Here is a 21,010-nt window from a genome sequence, read left to right as displayed (position 1 = left end):
GCATCTCGCGTTGATTGGCTATCGCCTTCGGGCCACAGGATCTGAGGTTGGTTTTGCTTCTTTATTTGCTTATGCGGTCCGGTCTAAGGCGCCTCAGGCGTAGCTGAAGCCACCATTGTTGATCACCACACGGCCGTCTCCGCCAACGGTCTGGAAGATGGCCGTGCCGTCACCACCTTCGCCGGTCCAGATTTTGATGGTCAATGCCTCGCCCGGCAGGACAGGAGAGGAAAAGCGCCCATCCATGGCCTTGAAGCGGGCCGGGTCGTTCCCGCACAGTGATGCCAATAGGGCGCGTCCAGTGAAGCCATAGGTGCAGAGGCCGTGCAGGATTGGCTTCGGAAACCCACCAACGTCTGAGAACTTCTTGTCGGAGTGCAGCGGATTGCGGTCCCCGCTGAGGCGATAGAGCAAGGCCTGGTCCGGACGGGTCTGGTAAGTCACTTCGTGATCCGGTGCCCGCACTGGCGCAACATTCGTCTGGCCGGAGGGGCCCTTGTCGCCGCCAAAGCCGCCTTCGCCGACAATGAATACGGATGACGTTAGCTCGAAGAGCGGCTTGCCATCCGCCGTCAAAGTCGCTTCGGCTGTCGTCGCGACGACGGCGCCTTTGCCTTTGTCGTAGATGCCGGTGATTGCATCGACGATGCTTATTTCGCCCTCAACCGGAATCGGGCGGTGCAGGCGGATCCCCTGTTCACCGTGGACCAGCATGCGGGGATCGTAGGTCCCGGCATTGGCCATCGCGCTTTTGCCGCCCCTGGCATTGAAACCCGCCAGCACGCCGAAGGTGGGCAGCACTTTCTGGTCGACACCCATCGTGTTCTCGGTGGTGAATTCCAGTTCAGACCCGACTGGATCTTCCATCCCGCTGCCAACTCCGAGTGCATAGAGCAGGGCATCGCGTGAGTCCCATGCCCATGTACGCGGTGTCCCCTTGGAGCCTACGGCGTCTTGATTGATTGGCATGATTTCGTCCTCCCGCTCTGTTTCTTTGTCCGCGCATTAAGCACCGGGTTTCAATCTACTGCAATGCCACCGGTTTGGGCGGTCGCCCCCTTTCCCCCGGGCGCCAAACCAGCTAGGCACCAGCGCGGACATTCAGCAACAAACAGGGGGCCCTTTTGGCACCTTTGAAGATAGGCATCGCCGGGCTTGGCCATGTTGGCTGCGGCTTGATTGAACTGGTTGAGCGCCAGCAGAACCTTCGCCTGCCAGGCGAAGTGCAGATCACTGGCGTCAGCGCACGCAGCCAGTCGCGCAATCGACCGGTCGACATCAGCCCTTACCGCTGGTTCGACGATGCGGCCACGCTGGCCGAAGACCCGGAAGTAGATGTCTTCGTGGAACTTATGGGCGGCTCTGATGGCCCTGCCAAATTCGCCGTGGAAACTGCGTTGAAGGCTGGCAAGCATGTTGTGACGGCGAACAAGGCGCTGATTGCCAAGCACGGTATGGCGCTGGCCCGACTGGCTGAAGAAAAGCAGGTAGACCTTCTGTTTGAAGCGGCTGTTGCCGGGGGGATTCCGGTTGTGCGCGTATTGCGCGACAGCCTCGCCGGCACCGAGATCAAGCGCATCACGGGTATTCTCAACGGTACGTGCAATTACCTCACAACAATCATGCTGGAGCAGGGCCGCGAATACGATGACGTGCTCGCAGAGGCTCAGCGGCTGGGATATGCTGAAGCGGATCCGACGTTGGACGTGTCCGGTTTGGATGCAGCCCACAAGGCGGCCATTCTGTCGGCCATTGCCTTCTCGGCGGACCTCGATTTCTCCAAGGTCAGTGTCTCGGGTATCGACAAGGTCAGCCTGCTCGACCTGCGTCTTGCAGACCGCCTCGGTTACCGTATCAAGCTGATTGCTGAAGGCCTCCTGACCGATGAGGGAGTTGTTTGCCGCGTTGAACCGCTGGTCTTGCCGGCCAGCCATCCTTTGGCGCGCGTTAACGGCAGTCTGAACACTGTCCGGATAGAGGGCGATCCGGTCGGCGCGATCACGCTGACGGGGCCCGGAGCAGGGGCTGGCCCTACCGCAAGTGCGGTGATGGGCGATGTCGCAAAAATGTTCCGCCCGGCCATCCGGCCGGCATTCGGGCGCGCCGCACACCACACCGGTCGCCCATTCGTTCAGGGCGCGCCAACGGAAGTCGCGCCGTTCTTCCTTCGCGTATATCTGCCGGACCAGCCAGGCGCGCTGGCAGCCCTGACGGAAGCGCTCGCCAAAGAAGGCGTTTCCGTAGACAAGCTGTTGCAGGAATCAGGTGAGGAATCCGGCGCTGCACCGGTCGTTATCGTGACCCATCGCTGTCCGCGCTCAAATATGCAGGCTGCGCTGGAGCGGTTGGAAAAAATTGCAAAGCCGATTGACGCGCCACGGCTAATTCGTATCGAGGCGGCAAGCTAATTGCTTACCGACTAGGCATAAGAGACAAGAATCCCGCGTTCGGAGATAAAAAAATTATGGAAAACAACATTCTGACGCCCAGCTTGGCGGATGCCATGGTGCGCGTTACCGAGGAAGCAGCCATCGCCGCGTCAAAACTGGTCGGTCGTGGAGACGAGAAGAAGGCTGATGCGGCTGCCGTGGATGCCATGCGGACGGCATTCAATCAGGTCGATTTCAAAGGCCGCGTCGTCATTGGTGAAGGTGAGCGTGACGAAGCTCCGATGCTCTATATCGGCGAGGAAGTCGGCACCGGAAATGGCCCGGAGATCGACATCGCCCTCGACCCGCTTGAAGGCACGACGCTGACCGCCAAAGCCATGGCGAATGCCCTCGCTGTGCTGGCAATTGCGCCGAAGGGCGGCCTCCTGCACGCACCGGACACCTATATGGACAAGATCGCCATCGGCCCGGGCTATCCGGAAGGCATCATCAGCCTCGATGCCAGCCCGGCAGAGAACATCACGGCGCTCGCCAAACACAAAGGGGTCGATGTTTCGGACATGACGGCTTGCGTCCTGGACCGGCCGCGCCACGAAGACATCATCGAGAGCCTCCGCTCCGTTGGCGCCCGCGTTGCCCTGATCACGGATGGTGACGTCGCTGGCGTGATTGCAACAACCAATCCCCTTACGGGCATCGATCTCTATATGGGGTCTGGCGGGGCACCTGAAGGTGTGCTTGCTGCAGCGGCCCTGAAGTGCGTTGGCGGCCAGATGTTCGGCCGTCTGGTCTTCCGCAACGATGACGAAAAGAAGCGGGCTGCCCGCGTGGGCATTACTGATCTCGGCCGCACTTATGCCCTGAACGAGCTGGCGTCGTCCGACACGGTTTTCTGCGCGACGGGCGTGACGCAGGGGTCCATGCTGAGCGGTGTCCAGCACCGTGACGGTGGTGTGCACACCCATACGCTGGTCATGACGTCGGCCGATGGCATGGTGCGTTACATCCGGTCCAACCGGAAGGCATAAGAGCCGGGGCAATTGCCCCATCCCTGTGATAGGCTTCCGGGAATCCTGATTCCCGGAGCCTCATGACAGTTACCGCCCACAAAGCCGATAATAGCCGCCTGTTCGCGGTGGACCGCTCTGCCACGGGGCGGTTCTGGACGCTTGCGGATGCCGACGAGGCGCTGGTCCGAAGGCTTGCGCCGGCTGTTGGCGGATCGGACCTGTTGGCGCGTCTCCTTGCGGAGCGCGGGGTCGACCCGGAAGAGTCCGGCGCCTATCTGGCGCCGACCCTGCGAGAGACCTTTCCGAACCCATCCAGCTTCGCTGACATGGATAAGGCCGCAGAGGTCGTACTGGATGCCATTCTCGAGAAAAAGCGCGTTACGGTCTTCGCAGACTACGATGTGGATGGTGGGACGAGCTCCGCCATCCTCGCGCGCTATTTCCGCGCCTGGGGTCAGGAACTTGGCCTATACGTGCCAGATCGGCTGGAAGAAGGCTACGGCCCTTCGCCGGAAGCTTTCCGGCACCTGAAAGAGACCGGATCGGATCTGGTCATCACGGTAGATTGTGGCGCAGCTGCCGTCGGTGCGCTGGAAGAGGCCCAGCGGATTGGTCTCGAAGTCGTCGTGATCGACCACCATCTGATGGCAGGGCACAATCCACCGGCGCGGGCACTGGTGAATCCCAACCGGCCAGATGACACATCCGGACAAGGGCACCTTGCGGCTGCGGGCGTGGTTTTCGTCTTCGTGGCCGCTCTTAACCGGCTCGCCCGTGAGCGGGGCGTTGCCCCACCTGAGGGGCTTCCGGATATCATGGCACAGCTGGACCTCGCGGCGCTCGGTACTTTGTGCGACATGGCCCCGCTTCATGGCGTAAATCGCGCCTTCGTCCGCCAGGGGCTCACCATGTTGTCACGCGGCCAGAATGAGGGCCTGCGGGCGCTGGCGGAGGTGTCCGGCATCCAGAAGGTCGAGACCGTCTATCACGCGACATTCATGCTGGGGCCGCGCTTGAATGCCGGAGGACGCGTTGGCGATCCGTGGCTTGCCGCGAAACTGCTTGCCACCGACGACCGCGCTGAGGCCATCGCGCTGGCTGAACAGCTGCATGCCCTCAATGAAGAGCGCAAGGCTGTGGAAGCGGCCATCCTCGACCAGGCGATCATTCAGGCTGAAAAAGCGCTGGAGAAGGCGCCTGACCGAGGCATCCTCATTGCGGCGGGCGAAGGCTGGCACCCAGGTGTGATCGGAATCGTCGCTGGCCGCTTGAAGGACCGTTTCCACCTGCCCAGCATCGTTATCGGTTGGGGCAAGGGCCTCGGCCCAGTCGCCAAAGGCTCGGGCCGTTCGGTGCCGGGCGTAAACATTGGTGACGCGATTGCGGCCGCCGCGCGCGAGGGCGTGATCCTTTCAGGTGGCGGGCATGCCATGGCGGGTGGTCTGAGCCTGGAGCCTGGGCAGCTGAGCGCCTTCGACGACTGGATGGTTGCCCACATGGCGCAATTTACGGCAGAGCGTGCCGCGGCCCTGGAACTGGCGATCGACGCAGTGCTGGCCCCGGGCGCGGCTTCACCGGAACTGGTGGACCGTGTTGCAGAGATCGGCCCGTTCGGTGCAGGCGCGCCGGAACCCATATTTGCGCTCCAATCTGTACAGGTTTCCTACGCTCGCCAGGTCGGCGCCAACCACTGGAAGTTCACCGCAGAAGATGCTTCAGGTAGATTGGATTGCATCGCGTGGCGTGCGGTTGGCGCACCGCTGGGTGAGGCGCTGATGCCAGGGAACCGGGTGCATCTTGCAGGGCGACTCAAGGCGGATGAGTGGAATGGCCGGCGCCGTGTGCAGTTGGACGTCATGGATGCGGCCAGCGCCTGAAATATTGTGCAGCAACCCTCACCAACATGGCTTGCGCTAGCCGCCGTCCCTCGCTATACGGCCTCTTCTTCGAACCGGTGCGGTCCCTTCGTCTATCGGTTAGGACGCCAGGTTTTCAACCTGGAAAGAGGGGTTCGATTCCCCTAGGGACTGCCACCGATTTCTTCCCCTTAGAAATCAACGAATTACGACACTGAGTGAATCGGTTTTTCAACGCCGATTTCAACGTGAAAAATGTGTCGGGAAGCGTGCGTCTCCGGATGGCCTCATCAACGAGGCAGGAGTGCATCATGGGAAGGAGAAGATACCGGTCGATGGGGTATGTCTATAAGCGTTCGAGTGGGATCTACGAGATCCGGTATCCGATCCCAGCGGATGTTCAGCCGAACTTTCCTCAGCCGAGCGGGTCAGGTTTGAGGTCGCACATCATTCTGTCGCTTGGAACGCGCGACATCGGTGAGGCCAATCGTCTGTCGGCTCACAAGATCGTCGAAATCGAAGGCAAGTTCTCAACATTGCGAGACGTTGTGAAGTCGGAACACTTCGCCCGATTTTGCAAATATGTTTTTGAGAGCAGTGTGACAGAAGACGCAGAGCTGCGACTGGACGGAAGACGCCCCCTCCACCTTGATGATGCCTCGCTTCCTTACATACGAGAGTTGCTGGAGGATCGTTCGGTTGACGCAATGGAAGCCCATGTCGGCTGGGTCGTGAACCACTATCTGGAGAATGCCGCGGAAGTATCTGTTGCCGTATCGAATGATGGTGAGTTGAGGATCGCGCTGTTGAACGCAGCGGCGGATGTCATGTGGGACGTCTATCGGCGGATTTCCGCCACAGTGATGAACTCATCTTACATTCCTCCCACGACAGCTCTTCAACTCGAGGCGCGCACAGAGCCGGTTGTTGCGGCAGGTGACAACACGCCATTGTCGAAAGAAGGGCGTATCTCCCTGAGCAAGTATTGGGATGTTCATGAAAAGGTGAAACAAGGTTCCTCATCGTCAGTGAAACCTCATACGCTTTCACGACGAAAAACTGCGTGGACGGAGTTTTGTCAGCTGCTGGGAGAAGACAAGCCACTTTTCAAGATCAAGAAGTCTGATGTGTGGACATACCATGATGCCTTGGCGGATGCGCCCGCTCATGCGGGATCGATTAAAGAACTGCGAACGTTGACTTTTCCTCAGCGAGTCGAAGCGACGAAGGCGGCGCCGGGAAAATATGATGGGCTGGATCCCAACACTGTTGGAGATCGCTTGAGATGCTCTGCCCCACAGGGGTGGTCCACCGGTTTTGTTAGTCCGGCGGTTTTCACGTAGCGGCGTTCATGCCGCTACCTCCTCACAGTAAGGCGGTATGAACGCCGCGGGCAAGATGGTTTGTGGAGCGGGTGGCCGGTAGCCCAGAGAAGAGTGCGGGCGCGCGGTGTTGTAGTGCCGCCGCCAGGTTTCGATCAGGATCTGGGCCTCCCTGAGATCGAAGAAGATTTCCCTCGCCAGCAACTCGTCCCGGAGCTTGGAGTTGAAACTTTCGCAGTATCCGTTTTCCCATGGGCTTCCCGGTTCGATATAGAGCGTCTTCACGCCGATACGTGCCAGCCAGTCACGGAGGGCTGTTGCAATGAACTCAGGGCCATTGTCAGAGCGTATGTGTTCCGGCGGCCCATGCCGAACGAACAGCTCACCCAGCGTGTCGAGGACATCCCGTGAGTTCAGCTTTCGCTCGACTCGGATGGCGAGGCACTCCCGTGTAAACTCGTCGACCACACACAGCATGCGGAACACACGTCCATCATGGGTGCGGTCCTGCACGAAGTCATAGGACCAGACATGGCCTTTGTGCGCCGGCCTCAGCCGCACACACGAGCCATCATTCAGCCAGAGACGACCGCGTTTTGGTTGTTTCATCGGCACTTTCAGCCCCTCCCGTCGCCAGATGCGGTAAACCCGCTTCTCGTTCACATGCCAGCCATCATTTCTGAGGAGCGCCGTGATCCGGCGATAGCCATACCGGCCGAACCGTTCGGCCAGGCGGATAATCGCCGATGTCAGGGCGTCCTCATCATCTCGCCGTATGGGCTGCTTGCGCTGGGTCGAACGGTGCTGGCCGATCACACGGCAAGCCCGGCGTTCGGAGACGCCAAGCTCTTCCACCACGTGATCGACTGCAGCACGACGACGCGAAGGGCTTAGAACTTTCCCCGCACGACTTCCTGAAGGATCTGGTTGTCCAGCGTGAGATCAGAGACTGCGCGCCGAAGCCGGGCGTTTTCCTTCTCCATATCTTTCATGCGCTTGGCTTGGTCGACCTGCAGGCCGCCATACTCTTTGCGCCAGCGGTAGTAGGTCTGTTCGGTCACACCGACGGCGCGCGCCGCCGAAGCTGCAGTTTCACCGCGAGCGAGGCGAACCTCCACCTCCCGCAGTTTCGCAATAATCTCTTCAGGCTTGGCTCTCTTGCCCATGTCTCAGCTCCATATCTGAAGCCGGAACTAACTCAAATAACGGACCACTTTTCGGGAGGCAGACCAACCAGGCATCGCCATGGCCGGGTGCGACCTCGGTTGCGCGACGGTATGAAGCGATGGCCTCTTCGGTGCGGCCATAGGTCTTCAGCGCGTGTCCGCGCGAGACAAGCGTCGCGGGATCGTCTGGCAGAACCGTCAGGACACGGTCGAAATACTCGAGCGCGGTCTCGTAGTCGCCTGCCTGCATGCTTTCGATGGCATAGTGAGACTGGAAGACCGGATTGTCCGGATCGCGGGCCATGAGAAAATTGGCTTGCTCCAGCGCAGCGGCGAACTTCTGCCGTTTACGCAGCACCTGGATGTAATCGAGGCGGAGCTGGATATTGTCCGGATCGAGCTCGACAGCGCTCTCCAGAAGGAAGTCGGCATCCTCCTGCACGCCGAGGCGTGACCCGATATCGGCGAGAAGGCGCATGCCTTCGACATGTGTTGGGTGTCGCTGCAGGAAGGCGCGCGCGATTTCCTCCGCACGGAAGATACGGCCTTCGTGGATGTGATTGGTCACCGCCAGCAGCTCGCGGGGCAGGGCCTGCAGCCGTTGCGCCTGCGCGATCGCGTTGTTCGCCGCGCCCGTATTGCCGGAAGCGGCGAGGAGCTCTGCCTGCGCCTTCCAGCTGGCGATCAGGGACGGATTGTAACGGGTGGCTCGCTCAAACGCGGTCATGGCACCTTGATTGTCGCCCAGCTTGCGGCGGAGATGGCCTTCCTCCTGCCAGGCGCGGCCATAATCCGGCGAAGCGGCTTTCAGTTCCGCAAGACAGGTGAAGGCATCGTCATTGCGGTTTTCATATCGCGCACAAACGGCTGCCATGTAGAGGGCGTCACGGTGCTGTGGCTGCTGGGCCAGGATATCTGCGGCGATCTTCGACGCCGTCCGGAAGTCACCGGACTGTATCGACTTCTGTGCCTGCTGAAGGGCAGCTTCAGGTGTGGCCAGATCGGTCATCGCGTCGGGGTATCCCTCAATAAGAAAACAGCGCCCTGAAAGTGTCAGGGCACTGCTTCAGGATCAAGTCTCGGGCTGTCCTAGTAGTCGTAGGAGAAGCGGATGCCAATCGTCCGTGGCCGCATCGGCGTGATGCGCTCGCGGTCATAGACAAAACTGCCGCTGAGGGCCGCATACTCGTTCGTCAGGTTGGTGGCGAACAGTTCGGCAGTCCAGTTGTCTCCCGTGACACCGGCGCTTGCACCGAGCGTCGTGTAACCGTCGAGCTTCATCTTGTTGATCTCGATCACGTCGGTGAAGGAGTCATCGGAGATGACGAGCTGCGGCATGACATGTGCCCGCAGGTTCTGGCCGGCGACTTGCTGCTCCAGATCCCACTCGTAACGCACACGAATGTTGCCCTGGTAGGACGGTGCGAAGGCGAGGTCTGATCCCTTGATCACATCATTGGTCGGAACCAGGACTTCCGTGATCTCCGTGTCGAGGAAGGAGAAGGCACCCGCAACGGTCAGGCCGTCGATGGAGGCCGGGGCCCAGGTGAAGTCACCTTCAACGCCCTGGATCTCTGCATTGGCTGCGTTGTCGGAGAAGAACAGGTTCACGATCGACGGGTCGAAGATCGTCGTCTGCAGGCCATCGACCTTGACGAAGAAGGCAGAGCCGTTGAAACGCAGCGAATTGTCGAACAGTTCGGTTTTCCAACCGATTTCATAGTTCTTCACTTCGTCGGTATCCACGGCGTACGGCACGACGTAGCCACCCGGTCCCTGTGCGCCGCCCGGACGGTTCAGCAGGCCTGCGCGGAAGCCTTCCGAATAGGTTGCATAGAACAGCGTATCCGCCGTTGGCGTCCACTCACCCGTCACCTTGTAGATGAAGCCGTCAGTTGCCGCCTTGTCCGGATTACCCGCCGGTCTGTCCGGGCCGTAGATGTAGGAGATATTGGTACCGAAGACCTGTTGGTCGCCATCCGCCTCGGTGACGTAGAGATTGTAGAACGAAGAGTTGGCGCTGCCTTCCAGGTCGACTTCAACATCGTAGTAGCGTGCACCGAGGGTCAGCGAGAACTGGTCGCTGATGTCGAAGCTGGTTTCCCCAAAGATGCCGAACTGCTTGTCGGTCCGCTTCACGTCGTTGCGGAAGATCACGCCTTCCGGGAATGGGCCCGGCTGGCTGTAGTAGCCCGGATAGGCACTGCCGATCTCGCCGGTCACGTCCGTATTGGTCAGCGGATAATTCGGAACGAAGCCGATTGTACCATCCGTGTAGGCAACTTGGGTCGAGCCCGGATAGACGAAGTCGTTGCGCTCAGCGAGTTCAAGGTCGCTGAAGAAGCCGCCGAACGTTGCGCGCCAGCGGTACTGTTCAGGCGTGTTGAAGCGCAGTTCGTGCGTCTGCACCTTGGTTTCGCTGTGAGAATTCACAAAGAGGTTCGGTGCGTAACAGGTGCCAGTCGGCGCGGCGGCCGGATAGGTCACGGAATAGTCGCAGATATAGTAGGGCAGGTACTGGCCGACGAAGAGGTAGTCGGAATAGTCCACGACCTGATCCGTGGTGCGTTCCGTATACGCGCCAGTGTAGAGGGCTTCCAGCGCGCCGATGCGGCCATTCACCGTCCAGGCCGTGTTGTGGAATTTGTCCTCGGTGCTTTCCGGTGTGAAGCGAACGATGTCGTAATCGTCCAGTTCCGGATCCGCGGCAAACACGCCTTCGGCGTCGATCTGCTGCTGCGAGTGCTGGAGCAGGATGTCCCAGTCCTCGTTGATTTCGTAGAGGCCGCTCAGGCGGAACCCCTGATAGGTCACATCATTGATGTCGTTTTCAGCAATGGTGCCATTGTTGGCCGCGATGAATGTGACATCCGACAGGTCTGCGCCGGCCTGGAAGCCTTCGCGCTGGGCACTCACCGGAACACCATTTGCCCGGATCGTACCAGCCGGACGGAAGCGGCCGGATTCTTCAGCGGTCAGCGTGCCGCCGACATTATCAATGTAGCCGCCTTGCGTGTCACTGTAGACCACACCTCGTACAGCCAGCTTGTCGTTGACCGGAATGTTGATCATGGCCTCGACGCTGTTGCTCATCTCGCCACCATCGGTGAACGAGGTCGATGCGCCGAAGCTGGCATCGAAGCCGTTGAGGGACGGCTTGTTCGTGATCATCCGGACCGTACCAGCCTGCGAGCTGGCGCCGAACAGCGTACCCTGCGGACCGGAGAGGACTTCCACACGCTCGATGTCGGCGGCATAGACGTCAAGGTTACGGCCCGGCTGGGCCAGCGGCTGTTCGTCGAGATAGAAGCTGACATTCGGCGCGAGCCCCGCCACGCCGGCAACCGTGAGGTTCGGGGTCGTGGATGCGAGGCCGCGGATGTAAATGGTGTTCTGGCCAGGGCCAGCGCCGCCTGCGGTCACGCCGGGCAGCTGGATAAGGTAGTCGTTGAAGCTCTTCACGCCGAGCGCTTTGAGCTCCTGTTCGCCGAGCGCGGTCACAGCAACAGGAATGCTCTGGGCGCTTTCGGCACGCTTGGTCGCCGTCACCGTAACGGCTTGAAGGCGCTTAACTTTTGCTGCTGATGCGGGCGTCGTGGTTTCCTGCGCTTGCGCATGCGAAACGACGAGGCCGGCGATCGCCATAAGCGACGCGCCGTACTTTAACTTCTTCATATTCTTCCCCTTGGGTCAGCTCCAGCCGTGGCGCGCACACCAACGCGGCGCGCAGCATAAGAATCGTGGCTGCTCGATGGCTCAGGGCTACTTGGTTATTTCGATAATCTAAAGAGTAAGGACTGCTGTAGAGGGGGGATTGGTTAGAAACTGTTACATAGAGTCCACATTCACGCCTTACAGGTGTGCATGACCTGCAGCCCAATCGTTTGACTATCGACGTAATTGCGGCAATAGCCGCATATGGCTCAAGATTTCGACCAGAGCGCATCCGGCACGGAAACGACAGATGCAGACGCCCCCGAAGACGAAGTCCTCTTTGTGTACGAGACCGACTACGAGGTCGGTCAGGACAACGTCGAAATCGCGGGATTGGACGTTCACAATCCGGTTTTCTTCCTGAGCGCCGGATTAATTGTCCTATTCGGGGCGATGAGCCTGATTTTTCCCGCCGCGGCGACCCACTATCTGACTGCCGCCAAAACCTGGACGCTCCAGCGCGCCGATTGGCTTTTTGCTATCACGCCACTGATCGTGTTTGCCTTCGCACTCTACCTTACTTTCAGCCCTCTGGGCCGGATCCGACTGGGAGGCGCCGCAGCCCAACCGGAGTTCAAGACGCATTCATGGGTGGCCATGCTGTTTGCCGCAGGTGTCGGTGTGGGCTTCATGTTCTATGGGGCCGCAGAACCTCTGGCATATTACACGGACTGGTATGGCACGCCGCTGAACGTTCCCCCGGATACAACCGCCGCTGAGAGGCTCGCCTTCAGCGCGACAATTTTCCATTGGGGCCTCGCGCCATGGGCGATCTACGCGATCGTGGGTCTGGCGCTTGGCTTCTTCGCCCACAACAAGGGACTTCCGCTCAGCATCCGGTCAGCATGCTATCATGTGTTCGGTGAGCGTGTATGGGGTTGGCCAGGGCACATCATCGACATGTTCGCTGTCGTTTCGACTGTATTCGGCCTCGCGACGACGATTGGCATCGGGGCAACCCAAGCAACTAGTGGCCTCGCTTATCTCTTTGGATTTGAGCCCAACCGATACCTGCAAATTTCCCTTATTGCCATCATGACAGGGCTCGCAGTCCTCTCGGTCTTGCGAGGGATGGATGGCGGCGTAAAATTCCTTAGCAACCTCAACATGACCATTGCTTTCGCCCTTCTGATCTTCGTGGTCATTGCCGGACCGACGATCCTCATTTTCACCGGGCTCGGTCAGAACCTCCTGGCTTACATCACAGACACGCCAGCACTGACTGGTCTGCCTCCCGAAAAGTGGTCCGTTATTTGAGTTAGTTCCGGCTTCAGATATGGAGCTGAGACATGGGCAAGAGAGCCAAGCCTGAAGAGATTATTGCGAAACTGCGGGAGGTGGAGGTTCGCCTCGCTCGCGGTGAAACTGCAGCTTCGGCGGCGCGCGCCGTCGGTGTGACCGAACAGACCTACTACCGCTGGCGCAAAGAGTATGGCGGCCTGCAGGTCGACCAAGCCAAGCGCATGAAAGATATGGAGAAGGAAAACGCCCGGCTTCGGCGCGCAGTCTCTGATCTCACGCTGGACAACCAGATCCTTCAGGAAGTCGTGCGGGGAAAGTTCTAAGCCCTTCGCGTCGTCGTGCTGCAGTCGATCACGTGGTGGAAGAGCTTGGCGTCTCCGAACGCCGGGCTTGCCGTGTGATCGGCCAGCACCGTTCGACCCAGCGCAAGCAGCCCATACGGCGAGATGATGAGGACGCCCTGACATCGGCGATTATCCGCCTGGCCGAACGGTTCGGCCGGTATGGCTATCGCCGGATCACGGCGCTCCTCAGAAATGATGGCTGGCATGTGAACGAGAAGCGGGTTTACCGCATCTGGCGACGGGAGGGGCTGAAAGTGCCGATGAAACAACCAAAACGCGGTCGTCTCTGGCTGAATGATGGCTCGTGTGTGCGGCTGAGGCCGGCGCACAAAGGCCATGTCTGGTCCTATGACTTCGTGCAGGACCGCACCCATGATGGACGTGTGTTCCGCATGCTGTGTGTGGTCGACGAGTTTACACGGGAGTGCCTCGCCATCCGAGTCGAGCGAAAGCTGAACTCACGGGATGTCCTCGACACGCTGGGTGAGCTGTTCGTTCGGCATGGGCCGCCGGAACACATACGCTCTGACAATGGCCCTGAGTTCATTGCAACAGCCCTCCGTGACTGGCTGGCACGTATCGGCGTGAAGACGCTCTATATCGAACCGGGAAGCCCATGGGAAAACGGATACTGCGAAAGTTTCAACTCCAAGCTCCGGGACGAGTTGCTGGCGAGGGAAATCTTCTTCGATCTCAGGGAGGCCCAGATCCTGATCGAAACCTGGCGGCGGCACTACAACACCGCGCGCCCGCACTCTTCTCTGGGCTACCGGCCACCCGCTCCACAAACCATCTTGCCCGCGGCGTTCATACCGCCTTACTGTGAGGAGGTAGCGGCATGAACGCCGCTACGTGAAAACCGCCGGACTAACAAAACCGGTGGACCACCCCTGTGGGGCAGAGCAGCCTTGGTTCTGCGCAAGTAGCGTCATATATGTGAGATCACATCACCACTCGCACAGGAGACCGTATGCAGCCGGTCAGTTTCAAAGGATTTGGCGGAGCCGTTTTGAAAGGTGATGCGCTAGGGTCGCCGGATGATCCGGCTGTATTGCTGATCCATGGCGGGGCACAAACCCGCGCCGTGTGGGAAGACGTTGCTGATGCGCTGGTCAAAGCGGGACGTCATGTCATTCGTATCGACCTGCGTGGACATGGCGACAGTGAGCGGCCGTTGGATGGCCGCTATGATTTCGAGTCTCTGGTCGAGGACCTGCGAGCCGTGCTTGCGCAGATGGCATCGCGCCCGGTGATCGTGGCGGCATCTGTGGGCGGGTGGGCCGCCACTGCGGCAATCGGCGAGGAAGGTGCACATCTTGCCGCGGGATTGGTGCTCATAGATTCTGTGCCGGACATGGACTTCGATGCGGCGTGCCGTCAGGAAACTGGGGCGTCAGATAACTCCATTTACGACCCGGCATTCGCAGAAGTGTTCGACACCGAGACGGCTGTCGCACGCGTGTCGGATGCTGCGGCGCATATCAATATGCCGGTGTTGTTTGTTCGGGGAGCCAGAAGCGAACTATCCGGGGTCGACGACGCAAACCGCTTTCTGAGCAAGCTTGAAAATGTTGAATATGCCGAGATCCGGGATGCTGGACAGATGGTCGCCGCGGAGCGGGCAGACATGTTCAGTGCGACGCTACTGGATTTCCTGGAGCGCAGGGTGCCGCGATTTGCACCGGAATACCGTCAGGGGTCTGATGCTCGGACCCTGCGAGATGCGCTCGGTTGCTTCGCCACCGGAGTAACGGTAGTGACCACGCTGGACGGAGACGGACAACCGGTCGGCCTGACGGCAAACTCATTCACTTCCGTTTCGCTGGATCCGCCGCTTCTTCTCGTTTGCATTGCCAAATCGGCAGGCAGCCTGTCCGCCATGGAAGCTGCGGAAAACTTTGCCGTGAATGTATTGCACATCGGTCAGCAGCCGACGTCCAATCTCTTTGCCAGATCCGGCGAGGACCGGTTCGCTGCCACGCCATGGCGGCGCGGGCATAACGGTGCGCCGCTTCTGTCTGGGGCACTTGCCAACTTTGAATGCCGCCGGCACGCGCTGCATGAGGGCGGTGATCATGTCATTCTGGTCGGTGAAGTTGTTCGTGCCCGGTTTGAACCGCGCCGTGATCCCTTGCTCTATTTCCGTGGAAAGTATCGCCGTTTGCACTTTGCCTGATTGGGGGGGCGGACATCAGCTATCGAAGAATGCTTTGACCTTCTCGATATCGTAAGGCCGTTCTGAGAGAGTTTCTTCGTCCCATTCACTGCGGGGCTGGGAAAAGAAATCCCCTCCGTAAACATGGATTGCGCCTGTCGGGCGCCCCAGAGGATTGGTCACAGAGTGGATGATATCCTTGCCGAGCGGTGCGACATCGCCTGTCAGCAGCGTGCGGGCACCCGCAGCTTCCACCCGGGATGGGTCTTCCTTCACTCTGCGCCAGAAAATGTTGTCTTCACGCCCCGTATAGATCCCGATAATTGCCCACATCTCGTGATTGTGGGGCATCAGGGTTGAGTTGGCGCCCCAGATGACGTTCAGGACTGTCAGCGTATCTGATCTGTGCAGTACGTCGATGCCCGCGCCGGTTGGCTCGCCAACAGCTTCGAGAATGGCGCCGGGGTCTTGAAACGCGGCTTCCATGACTTCCAGCACAGTGCGATGGGTCGGATCTTCCGCAATGGCGTCGCGGCAGTCCGAAACAAATGTATGCATGTCGAACATGGCATTCCTCCCAAATCGGAAGTGTCCTACCGGTTTTGGATCGCGTCAATCCTCGGGTAGGGCGATCCGGCGCGCTGCGTCCGCCAGAGCCCCGGTCACATCGATTGCATTTGTTTTGTGCGGCAGGGCGTTCGTCGTGACCACTCTGGCCGCGCCAGCCGCAATCAGTTGTTCGTAGGCGTCTTCTGCAAAAATGCCGTGAACAGCGCAGCATATGGGGCGTGGTTGCCCGCTTTCACACAGTGTACGTACCAGCGTCGCAAGGGTCGTCCCCGACGAAATAATATCATCAATGATGACAGGTGTATGGTCGCTGGCTGCCATGCCGGGCGGTACTTCGATCTGCACATTCCTGTCGCCCAGCCGGGTTTTCCGGAAGACATCATAAGGGGCGCCACAGGCTTCTGCGATGGACTTAACCCATTGCTCGCTTTCTTCGTCCGGCCCGTAGATGATGGGGCTTTCTATGTGCGTGTTGATCCACTGAGCAATAGGGGCTGTCGCATGAGCGAGTTCGCCGGGAATGGTGAAAACGTCGTCCAGGCCGGCAAGCCTGTGCAGGTGCGGGTCAAGCGTTGTCACCCATGACAGATGCGTTGAAAGAAGTGAACCAATGTGCCGGGCACTGATGGACTCCCCGCGGTGGAAGGCGATGTCCTGCCGGAAGTACGGCATGTAGGGCGCAATCAGGCCGACAGATTTCGCGCCAAGATCTTTCGCAGTCATAGCCGCAAACAATAATGGTATGAGCTTCGGGTCAGGACGATCCAGGCAGTCGACCAGCGCAATATGACGCCCATCCGGCGGGGTCAGGAAGCGAAGGTAGGTCTCGCCATCCGGGAATTTGTGAAATTCGATCTCGCCGATGTCGGCACCAAGTTCCTGGGCCAGTGGCGCAGCGAGGTGACCTGCGCCTGGAAGAAAGTAGAGCAGGAAACGTGTCATCTGGTCAGCTCAATTATGTCGGGATTGGATTTCACGTAGTCGAGCACATAGGAAAGCTCGCCGATCGACTCGGTATGCAGCGTATACAGGGGTGAGCCCTGACGGACAGTGTCTCCGATTTTCACATGAAGATCGAGACCGGCAGCCTTGTCATCCGGCGCACCGGCAAGTTTGGCGACACGGGCGAGGCGGTGATTGTCGATTGAGGCGACACGGCCGCTGCGCGTCGCGTTCACGGGCCGTTGGAACGCGGCGACGGGTGGTTCAAAAACCCCGCCTTGCGCTTTGCAAATGGCAATGAATTTGTCCCACGCCCGGCCGCTATCCAGCGTGTCCGTGGCGAGTGCTACACCTTTGCCAACTTCAGCTTTACCGGTCAGCTCCAGAACAGCTCCGGCAAGTGCGAGAGATTTATCCCTCAAATCCTGCGGGGCTTCCGGTGTGCGTTCGAGGACAGCGCGCACGTCGCGGGCTTCCAGCGCCGGGCCGATGCCACGCCCGATAGGCTGAGACCCGTCCGTCACTTCGATGCGCAGCTCAAGTCCAAAAGTGACCGCGACCCTCCGGAACAGATCTGCAAGTTCCCGGGCTTGCGCGCGATTGCGGATTTTCGCTGTTGGTCCCACAGGGATGTCGATCACAACATGCGTGGCGCCGGCGGCAATTTTCTTGGAAAGAACCGACGCGACCATTGAACCTGCAGAGTCGAAATTCAACGCGCGCTCAACGCGTATGATGGCTGTATCTGCAGGTGAGAAGTCGACCGCATCGCCCCAAATGAAGCATCCACCTTCCTTCTTGATCACTTCGCGCAGCTCCTCCCTGTCGAGGTCTACGCGCGTGAGGGTTTCCATCGTGTCTGCGGTCCCGGCTGGAGAAGTGATGGCGCGCGAGGATGTCTTTGGGATGAGCAGTCCATTCGCGGCGACAATCGATACGACAATCGGAGTGGTCCGGTTTGCAGGCAGACCTCCGACACAATGTTTGTCCGCTACGGGCACGACGCCCCAGTCGATCCGTTCCCCGGTATCGATCATGGCGCGGGTGAGCGAAATGACCTCCCGCGTTGAAAGTGGCTTTGCGGCCGTCGCCGTAACGAACGCGGTGAGGTGGATGTCCGAATAGGCGCCTCTGACAATGTCTGTCACGACCGACCGGATCTGTTCATCGGTCAGACCATCGTCGAATATACGTTCACGGACGTATGACAAAGAGGCGAGTGGCGGCGCATGCGTGATGCGCACCAAAGCGCCATCTTCCAGACCAAGGCGTTCCCACGCCTGATCTGTCAGCCCAACAGACCCGAGAGGAAACCAGTCCTCCGTAACCTGGTAGAGCGTGGCAATGACGGACTTGTCGCCATGAGTCAGGGTGACCTGGCTGTGTGCGCTCATCCCTTCAGAGCGGCAGACCGGGCAGTCGGCATGAACAAGGGCGATCATTTCGTGCTGAGTCAGCACGCCGAGGCGCCTTGCACGCATCAGGTTGGCTGTGTAGTCTTTCATTTCAGCCGTACTGTCTCGCCTTGTTCGGGCACTTTGCAGGACCAGTCCAGTTCTTCGCTCACCCTGTGCCGCAAAGTGTCGGAAGCTGTTGCTTCGCCGTGAACAATGAATGTTTCCTTGGGCGGCGCACTGAAATTGCCAAGCCAGCGCATCAACTCGTCTGCATCGGCGTGCGCAGACAGCATGTGCAGGTTCTGAACTTCCGCATTCACTTCATAATAGCCGCCGTGAATCTTGATCTTTCGCACGCCTGCCAGCATCGCGGCACCGCGGGTCCCGCCCGCCTGAAACCCGGCAAATAGAATCGTGTTGCGTGCGTCTGGTGCGTAGACTTTCAAGTGATGCAGGATCCGTCCGCCGGTGGCCATGCCGGACGCGGAGATAATGATCTTTGGCATCAGATCAGTATCGAGCTTTCGGGATTCTTCGCTCTGGCGTGTGTATGTCGCCACGTCGCAGGCGGCGCGCGCTTCTTCCTGGGTCAGCTTGTGGGCAGCAGCGTGGCGTACGAATAATTCGCTGACATTAATCGCCATCGGGCTGTCCAGATAGACAGGCATTTCCGGAATGCGCCCCGCCGCCCGCAGACGGCTGATATGGAACAAGAGTGATTGAGACCGGCCCACAGCGAAAGACGGTATGATCACGGTGCCGCCGCGTTGGAAGGTGCGATTGATGATTGCTTCCAGAATGTCCTCTGGATCGGTCTTCGGGTGAACGGTATCGCCATAGGTCGACTCGACCAGCACATAGTCAGCTTCGGTGATCGGGGAGGGGTCATGCATGATGGGATTGTCGTACCTGCCGAGGTCGCCGGAGAACGCAATCTTGTTGCTGCCTGTATCCAGAAGAATTGAAGCTGCTCCCAGGATGTGTCCGGCCTCCACGAATGTCGCACTGACGCCATCACCCAACTCGACCTTGTCGCCAAATCCATGGGTGCGGAAATGTTTCAGGCAGGCTTCGGCATCGGCCTGGGTGTAGAGCGGCAAGGCCGGGTGGTGCCTGGAAAATCCTTCGCGGTTTGCAAATTCGGCTTCATGCTCCTGAAGGTAGCCGCTATCCGGTAGCAGGATGTTGCACAGGTCGCGTGTCGGCGTTGTGGCGTGGATGTGACCCCTGAACCCTTCGCGAACCAACAAGGGCAGATAGCCCGAATGATCGATATGCGCATGGGTCAACACCACGGCATCGATGTCAGACGGTTTGATGGGCAATGGCTTCCAGTTCCGGTTTCGCAATTGCTTGAAACCCTGGAACAGGCCGCAATCGACCATAATGCGCCGACCGTGCGTCTCGATCAGGTATTTCGAGCCGGTTACCGTGCCGACGCCGCCGAGGAAGGTAATCTTGTCGGTCATGTCTGGACCTTTTCGTGCTTCGGATGCCTGATTATCAAATGCCACAAGTGCCGGTTTCACAAGCTGTTCATTCGTCGCCATCGGCGGTGGAGAATACGGATGGCGCCCGGAGGGGAGTTGGCGCTAGACTTGTCGGCTTGCAGGCCGGGAGGAGTTTTTGGAGCCGCCCCAAAGTGTCATGACTCTATCAGCGAGCCTTCTGGCGTCGCTGGCGATTGGCCTGATCATCGGGCTGGAGCGCGGCTGGAAAGAGCGTGGCGACCCGACCGGGAGCCGTGTTGCCGGGTTCCGTACGTTCGGTCTCATTGGACTTGTGGGCGGGCTCGCTGCGACGCTGGATACCGGGAATGGCCTGATCATATCGGCAGGGGCGATCGGGCTTGCGCTTTTGCTGCGCCAAGGCTTCGAGGCTCACATTGAAGAGTCCCGCAATGTGAGTGCGACAACGATGATTGCGGCGCTGATCACCTTCAGCCTGGGGGCGGTTGCGGTAAAGCTGTCGCCGCTGCTGGCGGGTGGCGGGGCGGTCGTGACGGCGTTCATTCTCTGGTTACGTGAACCTATGCACCGGTTGCTGGACCGGATCGACGCACATGAGATGAGCGCGTTTTTGCGTTTGTTGCTGATCTCGGTCGTGATCCTGCCGGCCATGCCGGATGTGGGGCTGGGCCCGTATCGGGTCATCAATCCTCGGCACATCTGGTGGATGGTGGTCCTGATCAGCGGCCTTGGGTTTGTGGGCTATGTGGGTGTGAAGGCACTGGGGGAGCGTGCCGGTGTCGGCCTGCTGGCTTTCGCTGGCGGGCTGGCCTCTTCGACCGCAGCGACCCTGTCGCTCTCTCAGTTGTCAAAAGCAGGTGGCCGGCCGTCGGCCTATGCTGGGGGTGTAGCCATGGCATGGTCCGTTATGGTCATGCGTACGGCCCTTATCGTCGCGGCCATCCGGCCGGCATTGCTGCCGATGTTGTGGCAGCCTCTCGGGGCGATGCTGGCTGCGACTGTTGTCATTGCCGGCTTTATGCTGTGGCGCCAGCCAGCCAGAACTGAAGCGAAGCTGGCCTTGCCGAACCCGCTGGATCTGAAATCAGCGCTTGTTTTTGCAGCCGTGCTGACCGGCGCATTGGTTCTGTCGCGGTTGGCACAGGCCGTGTGGGGAGACAGCGGCGTGTTTGGTGTCGCAACCCTTGCTGGCGCGGTCGATGCCGATGCGGTGACCCTCTCGATGGGGCACCTCAGTGCCGGAGAATTGTCGGATCAGGTCGCCGCACGTGCGATCATGATAGCGGTCATGGTCAATACGGTTTTCAAAGTTGTGTTGGCGCTGGGGGCAGGAACCAGGCGCTTCAGCACCTTGGTGCTGTTGATTGGCGCCCTCACCATTTCATCTGGCCTATTGGCTATGATCGCGGCGATTTCGCTCGGCAGCATCTGAA

Annotated in this window: 16 protein-coding genes and 1 tRNA gene; 9 read left to right on the top strand and 8 right to left on the bottom strand. The window is 59.6% G+C overall.

Annotated elements, in window-relative coordinates; genetic code table 11:
- Positions 1-93: 93 nt before the first annotated feature.
- A complete protein-coding gene (locus R3C98_RS10035; protein WP_371313925.1) occupies positions 94-969 on the bottom strand; it encodes a MaoC/PaaZ C-terminal domain-containing protein in 876 nt (291 codons plus the stop codon).
- A gap of 155 nt (positions 970-1,124) precedes the next feature.
- Here R3C98_RS10035 and R3C98_RS10030 point away from each other — a divergent pair, with 155 nt between their 5' ends.
- From R3C98_RS10030 to R3C98_RS10010, 5 genes are all read left to right on the top strand, one after another.
- Positions 1,125-2,408: a homoserine dehydrogenase gene (locus tag R3C98_RS10030; RefSeq protein WP_371313924.1), complete on the top strand. Its 1,284-nt coding sequence runs from the start codon at positions 1,125-1,127 to the stop codon at positions 2,406-2,408.
- A gap of 56 nt (positions 2,409-2,464) precedes the next feature.
- Positions 2,465-3,418 carry a class II fructose-bisphosphatase gene (gene glpX / locus R3C98_RS10025; RefSeq protein ID WP_371313923.1) on the top strand — a complete coding sequence of 318 codons (954 nt, stop codon included), beginning with the start codon at positions 2,465-2,467 and terminating at the stop codon, positions 3,416-3,418.
- A 62-nt stretch (positions 3,419-3,480) separates the two neighbouring features.
- Positions 3,481-5,277, top strand: a complete 1,797-nt coding sequence (recJ, locus tag R3C98_RS10020; protein WP_371313922.1) for a single-stranded-DNA-specific exonuclease RecJ — start codon at positions 3,481-3,483, stop codon at positions 5,275-5,277.
- A gap of 81 nt (positions 5,278-5,358) precedes the next feature.
- A tRNA-Glu gene (locus R3C98_RS10015) sits at positions 5,359-5,433 on the top strand.
- A gap of 158 nt (positions 5,434-5,591) precedes the next feature.
- On the top strand, positions 5,592-6,599 hold the full coding sequence (locus R3C98_RS10010) for a DUF6538 domain-containing protein (protein ID WP_371313921.1): 1,008 nt from the start codon (positions 5,592-5,594) through the stop codon (positions 6,597-6,599).
- A gap of 6 nt (positions 6,600-6,605) precedes the next feature.
- Here the strand turns inward: R3C98_RS10010 and R3C98_RS10005 are convergent.
- From R3C98_RS10005 to R3C98_RS09995, 3 genes are all read right to left on the bottom strand, one after another.
- A protein-coding gene (locus tag R3C98_RS10005; RefSeq protein ID WP_371312552.1) for an IS3 family transposase occupies positions 6,606-7,744 on the bottom strand; the annotation gives its coding sequence in 2 pieces (ribosomal slippage) (positions 6,606-7,486 and positions 7,486-7,744; 1,140 coding nt in all).
- The gene (locus tag R3C98_RS10000; RefSeq protein WP_371313920.1) at positions 7,722-8,753 is read right to left on the bottom strand and encodes a tetratricopeptide repeat protein; all 1,032 of its coding nucleotides are present in this window, start codon (positions 8,751-8,753) and stop codon (positions 7,722-7,724) included. Before R3C98_RS10000 ends, R3C98_RS10005 begins: the two co-directional genes overlap by 23 nt.
- A gap of 80 nt (positions 8,754-8,833) precedes the next feature.
- Entirely contained in the window at positions 8,834-11,419 is a 2,586-nt protein-coding gene (locus R3C98_RS09995; RefSeq protein ID WP_371313919.1) for a TonB-dependent receptor, read from the bottom strand.
- A gap of 243 nt (positions 11,420-11,662) precedes the next feature.
- Here R3C98_RS09995 and R3C98_RS09990 point away from each other — a divergent pair, with 243 nt between their 5' ends.
- The 3 genes from R3C98_RS09990 to R3C98_RS09980 all read left to right on the top strand — a co-directional run bounded on the left by R3C98_RS09990 (position 11,663) and on the right by R3C98_RS09980 (position 15,220).
- Positions 11,663-12,715 carry a BCCT family transporter gene (locus R3C98_RS09990; protein ID WP_371313918.1) on the top strand — a complete coding sequence of 351 codons (1,053 nt, stop codon included), beginning with the start codon at positions 11,663-11,665 and terminating at the stop codon, positions 12,713-12,715.
- 32 nt (positions 12,716-12,747) lie between these two features.
- A protein-coding gene (locus R3C98_RS09985; RefSeq protein ID WP_371312552.1) for an IS3 family transposase occupies positions 12,748-13,886 on the top strand; the annotation gives its coding sequence in 2 pieces (ribosomal slippage) (positions 12,748-13,006 and positions 13,006-13,886; 1,140 coding nt in all).
- A gap of 128 nt (positions 13,887-14,014) precedes the next feature.
- Entirely contained in the window at positions 14,015-15,220 is a 1,206-nt protein-coding gene (locus R3C98_RS09980; protein ID WP_371313917.1) for an alpha/beta fold hydrolase, read from the top strand.
- A 15-nt stretch (positions 15,221-15,235) separates the two neighbouring features.
- On the opposite strand, the gene R3C98_RS09975 is transcribed toward R3C98_RS09980, so the two are convergent.
- From R3C98_RS09975 to R3C98_RS09960, 4 genes are read right to left on the bottom strand one after another with little or no spacing between them, the layout of a single operon-like run.
- Positions 15,236-15,766, bottom strand: a complete 531-nt coding sequence (locus R3C98_RS09975; protein ID WP_371313916.1) for a hypothetical protein — start codon at positions 15,764-15,766, stop codon at positions 15,236-15,238.
- A gap of 45 nt (positions 15,767-15,811) precedes the next feature.
- Positions 15,812-16,711, bottom strand: a complete 900-nt coding sequence (locus R3C98_RS09970) for a ribose-phosphate diphosphokinase (protein ID WP_371313915.1) — start codon at positions 16,709-16,711, stop codon at positions 15,812-15,814.
- Entirely contained in the window at positions 16,708-18,216 is a 1,509-nt protein-coding gene (locus R3C98_RS09965) for a thymidine phosphorylase family protein (RefSeq protein WP_371313914.1), read from the bottom strand. The genes R3C98_RS09970 and R3C98_RS09965 overlap by 4 nt, the downstream gene beginning before the upstream one ends.
- A complete protein-coding gene (locus R3C98_RS09960) occupies positions 18,213-19,577 on the bottom strand; it encodes an MBL fold metallo-hydrolase RNA specificity domain-containing protein (protein ID WP_371313913.1) in 1,365 nt (454 codons plus the stop codon). Before R3C98_RS09960 ends, R3C98_RS09965 begins: the two co-directional genes overlap by 4 nt.
- Positions 19,578-19,755: 178 nt before the next feature.
- On the opposite strand from R3C98_RS09960, the gene R3C98_RS09955 reads away from it, so the two are divergent.
- A complete protein-coding gene (locus R3C98_RS09955) occupies positions 19,756-21,009 on the top strand; it encodes an MgtC/SapB family protein (protein ID WP_371313912.1) in 1,254 nt (417 codons plus the stop codon).
- Position 21,010 lies beyond the last annotated feature (1 nt).

Origin of the sequence: Hyphomonas sp. (genome assembly GCF_041398465.1) — a bacterium.
Taxonomy (GTDB): domain Bacteria; phylum Pseudomonadota; class Alphaproteobacteria; order Caulobacterales; family Hyphomonadaceae; genus Hyphomonas.
This window is presented reverse-complemented; position numbering and strand designations above follow the sequence as displayed.

Coding starts and splice junctions, on each gene's coding strand:
- R3C98_RS10035 (WP_371313925.1), bottom strand. CDS start 969: ATGCCAATCAATCAAGACGCCGTAGGCTCCAAGGGGACACCGCGTACA.
- glpX (WP_371313923.1), top strand. CDS start 2,465: ATGGAAAACAACATTCTGACGCCCAGCTTGGCGGATGCCATGGTGCGC.
- recJ (WP_371313922.1), top strand. CDS start 3,481: ATGACAGTTACCGCCCACAAAGCCGATAATAGCCGCCTGTTCGCGGTG.
- R3C98_RS10010 (WP_371313921.1), top strand. CDS start 5,592: ATGGGGTATGTCTATAAGCGTTCGAGTGGGATCTACGAGATCCGGTAT.
- R3C98_RS10000 (WP_371313920.1), bottom strand. CDS start 8,753: ATGACCGATCTGGCCACACCTGAAGCTGCCCTTCAGCAGGCACAGAAG.
- R3C98_RS09995 (WP_371313919.1), bottom strand. CDS start 11,419: ATGAAGAAGTTAAAGTACGGCGCGTCGCTTATGGCGATCGCCGGCCTC.
- R3C98_RS09990 (WP_371313918.1), top strand. CDS start 11,663: ATGGCTCAAGATTTCGACCAGAGCGCATCCGGCACGGAAACGACAGAT.
- R3C98_RS09980 (WP_371313917.1), top strand. CDS start 14,015: ATGCAGCCGGTCAGTTTCAAAGGATTTGGCGGAGCCGTTTTGAAAGGT.
- R3C98_RS09975 (WP_371313916.1), bottom strand. CDS start 15,766: ATGTTCGACATGCATACATTTGTTTCGGACTGCCGCGACGCCATTGCG.
- R3C98_RS09970 (WP_371313915.1), bottom strand. CDS start 16,711: ATGACACGTTTCCTGCTCTACTTTCTTCCAGGCGCAGGTCACCTCGCT.
- R3C98_RS09965 (WP_371313914.1), bottom strand. CDS start 18,216: ATGAAAGACTACACAGCCAACCTGATGCGTGCAAGGCGCCTCGGCGTG.
- R3C98_RS09960 (WP_371313913.1), bottom strand. CDS start 19,577: ATGACCGACAAGATTACCTTCCTCGGCGGCGTCGGCACGGTAACCGGC.
- R3C98_RS09955 (WP_371313912.1), top strand. CDS start 19,756: ATGACTCTATCAGCGAGCCTTCTGGCGTCGCTGGCGATTGGCCTGATC.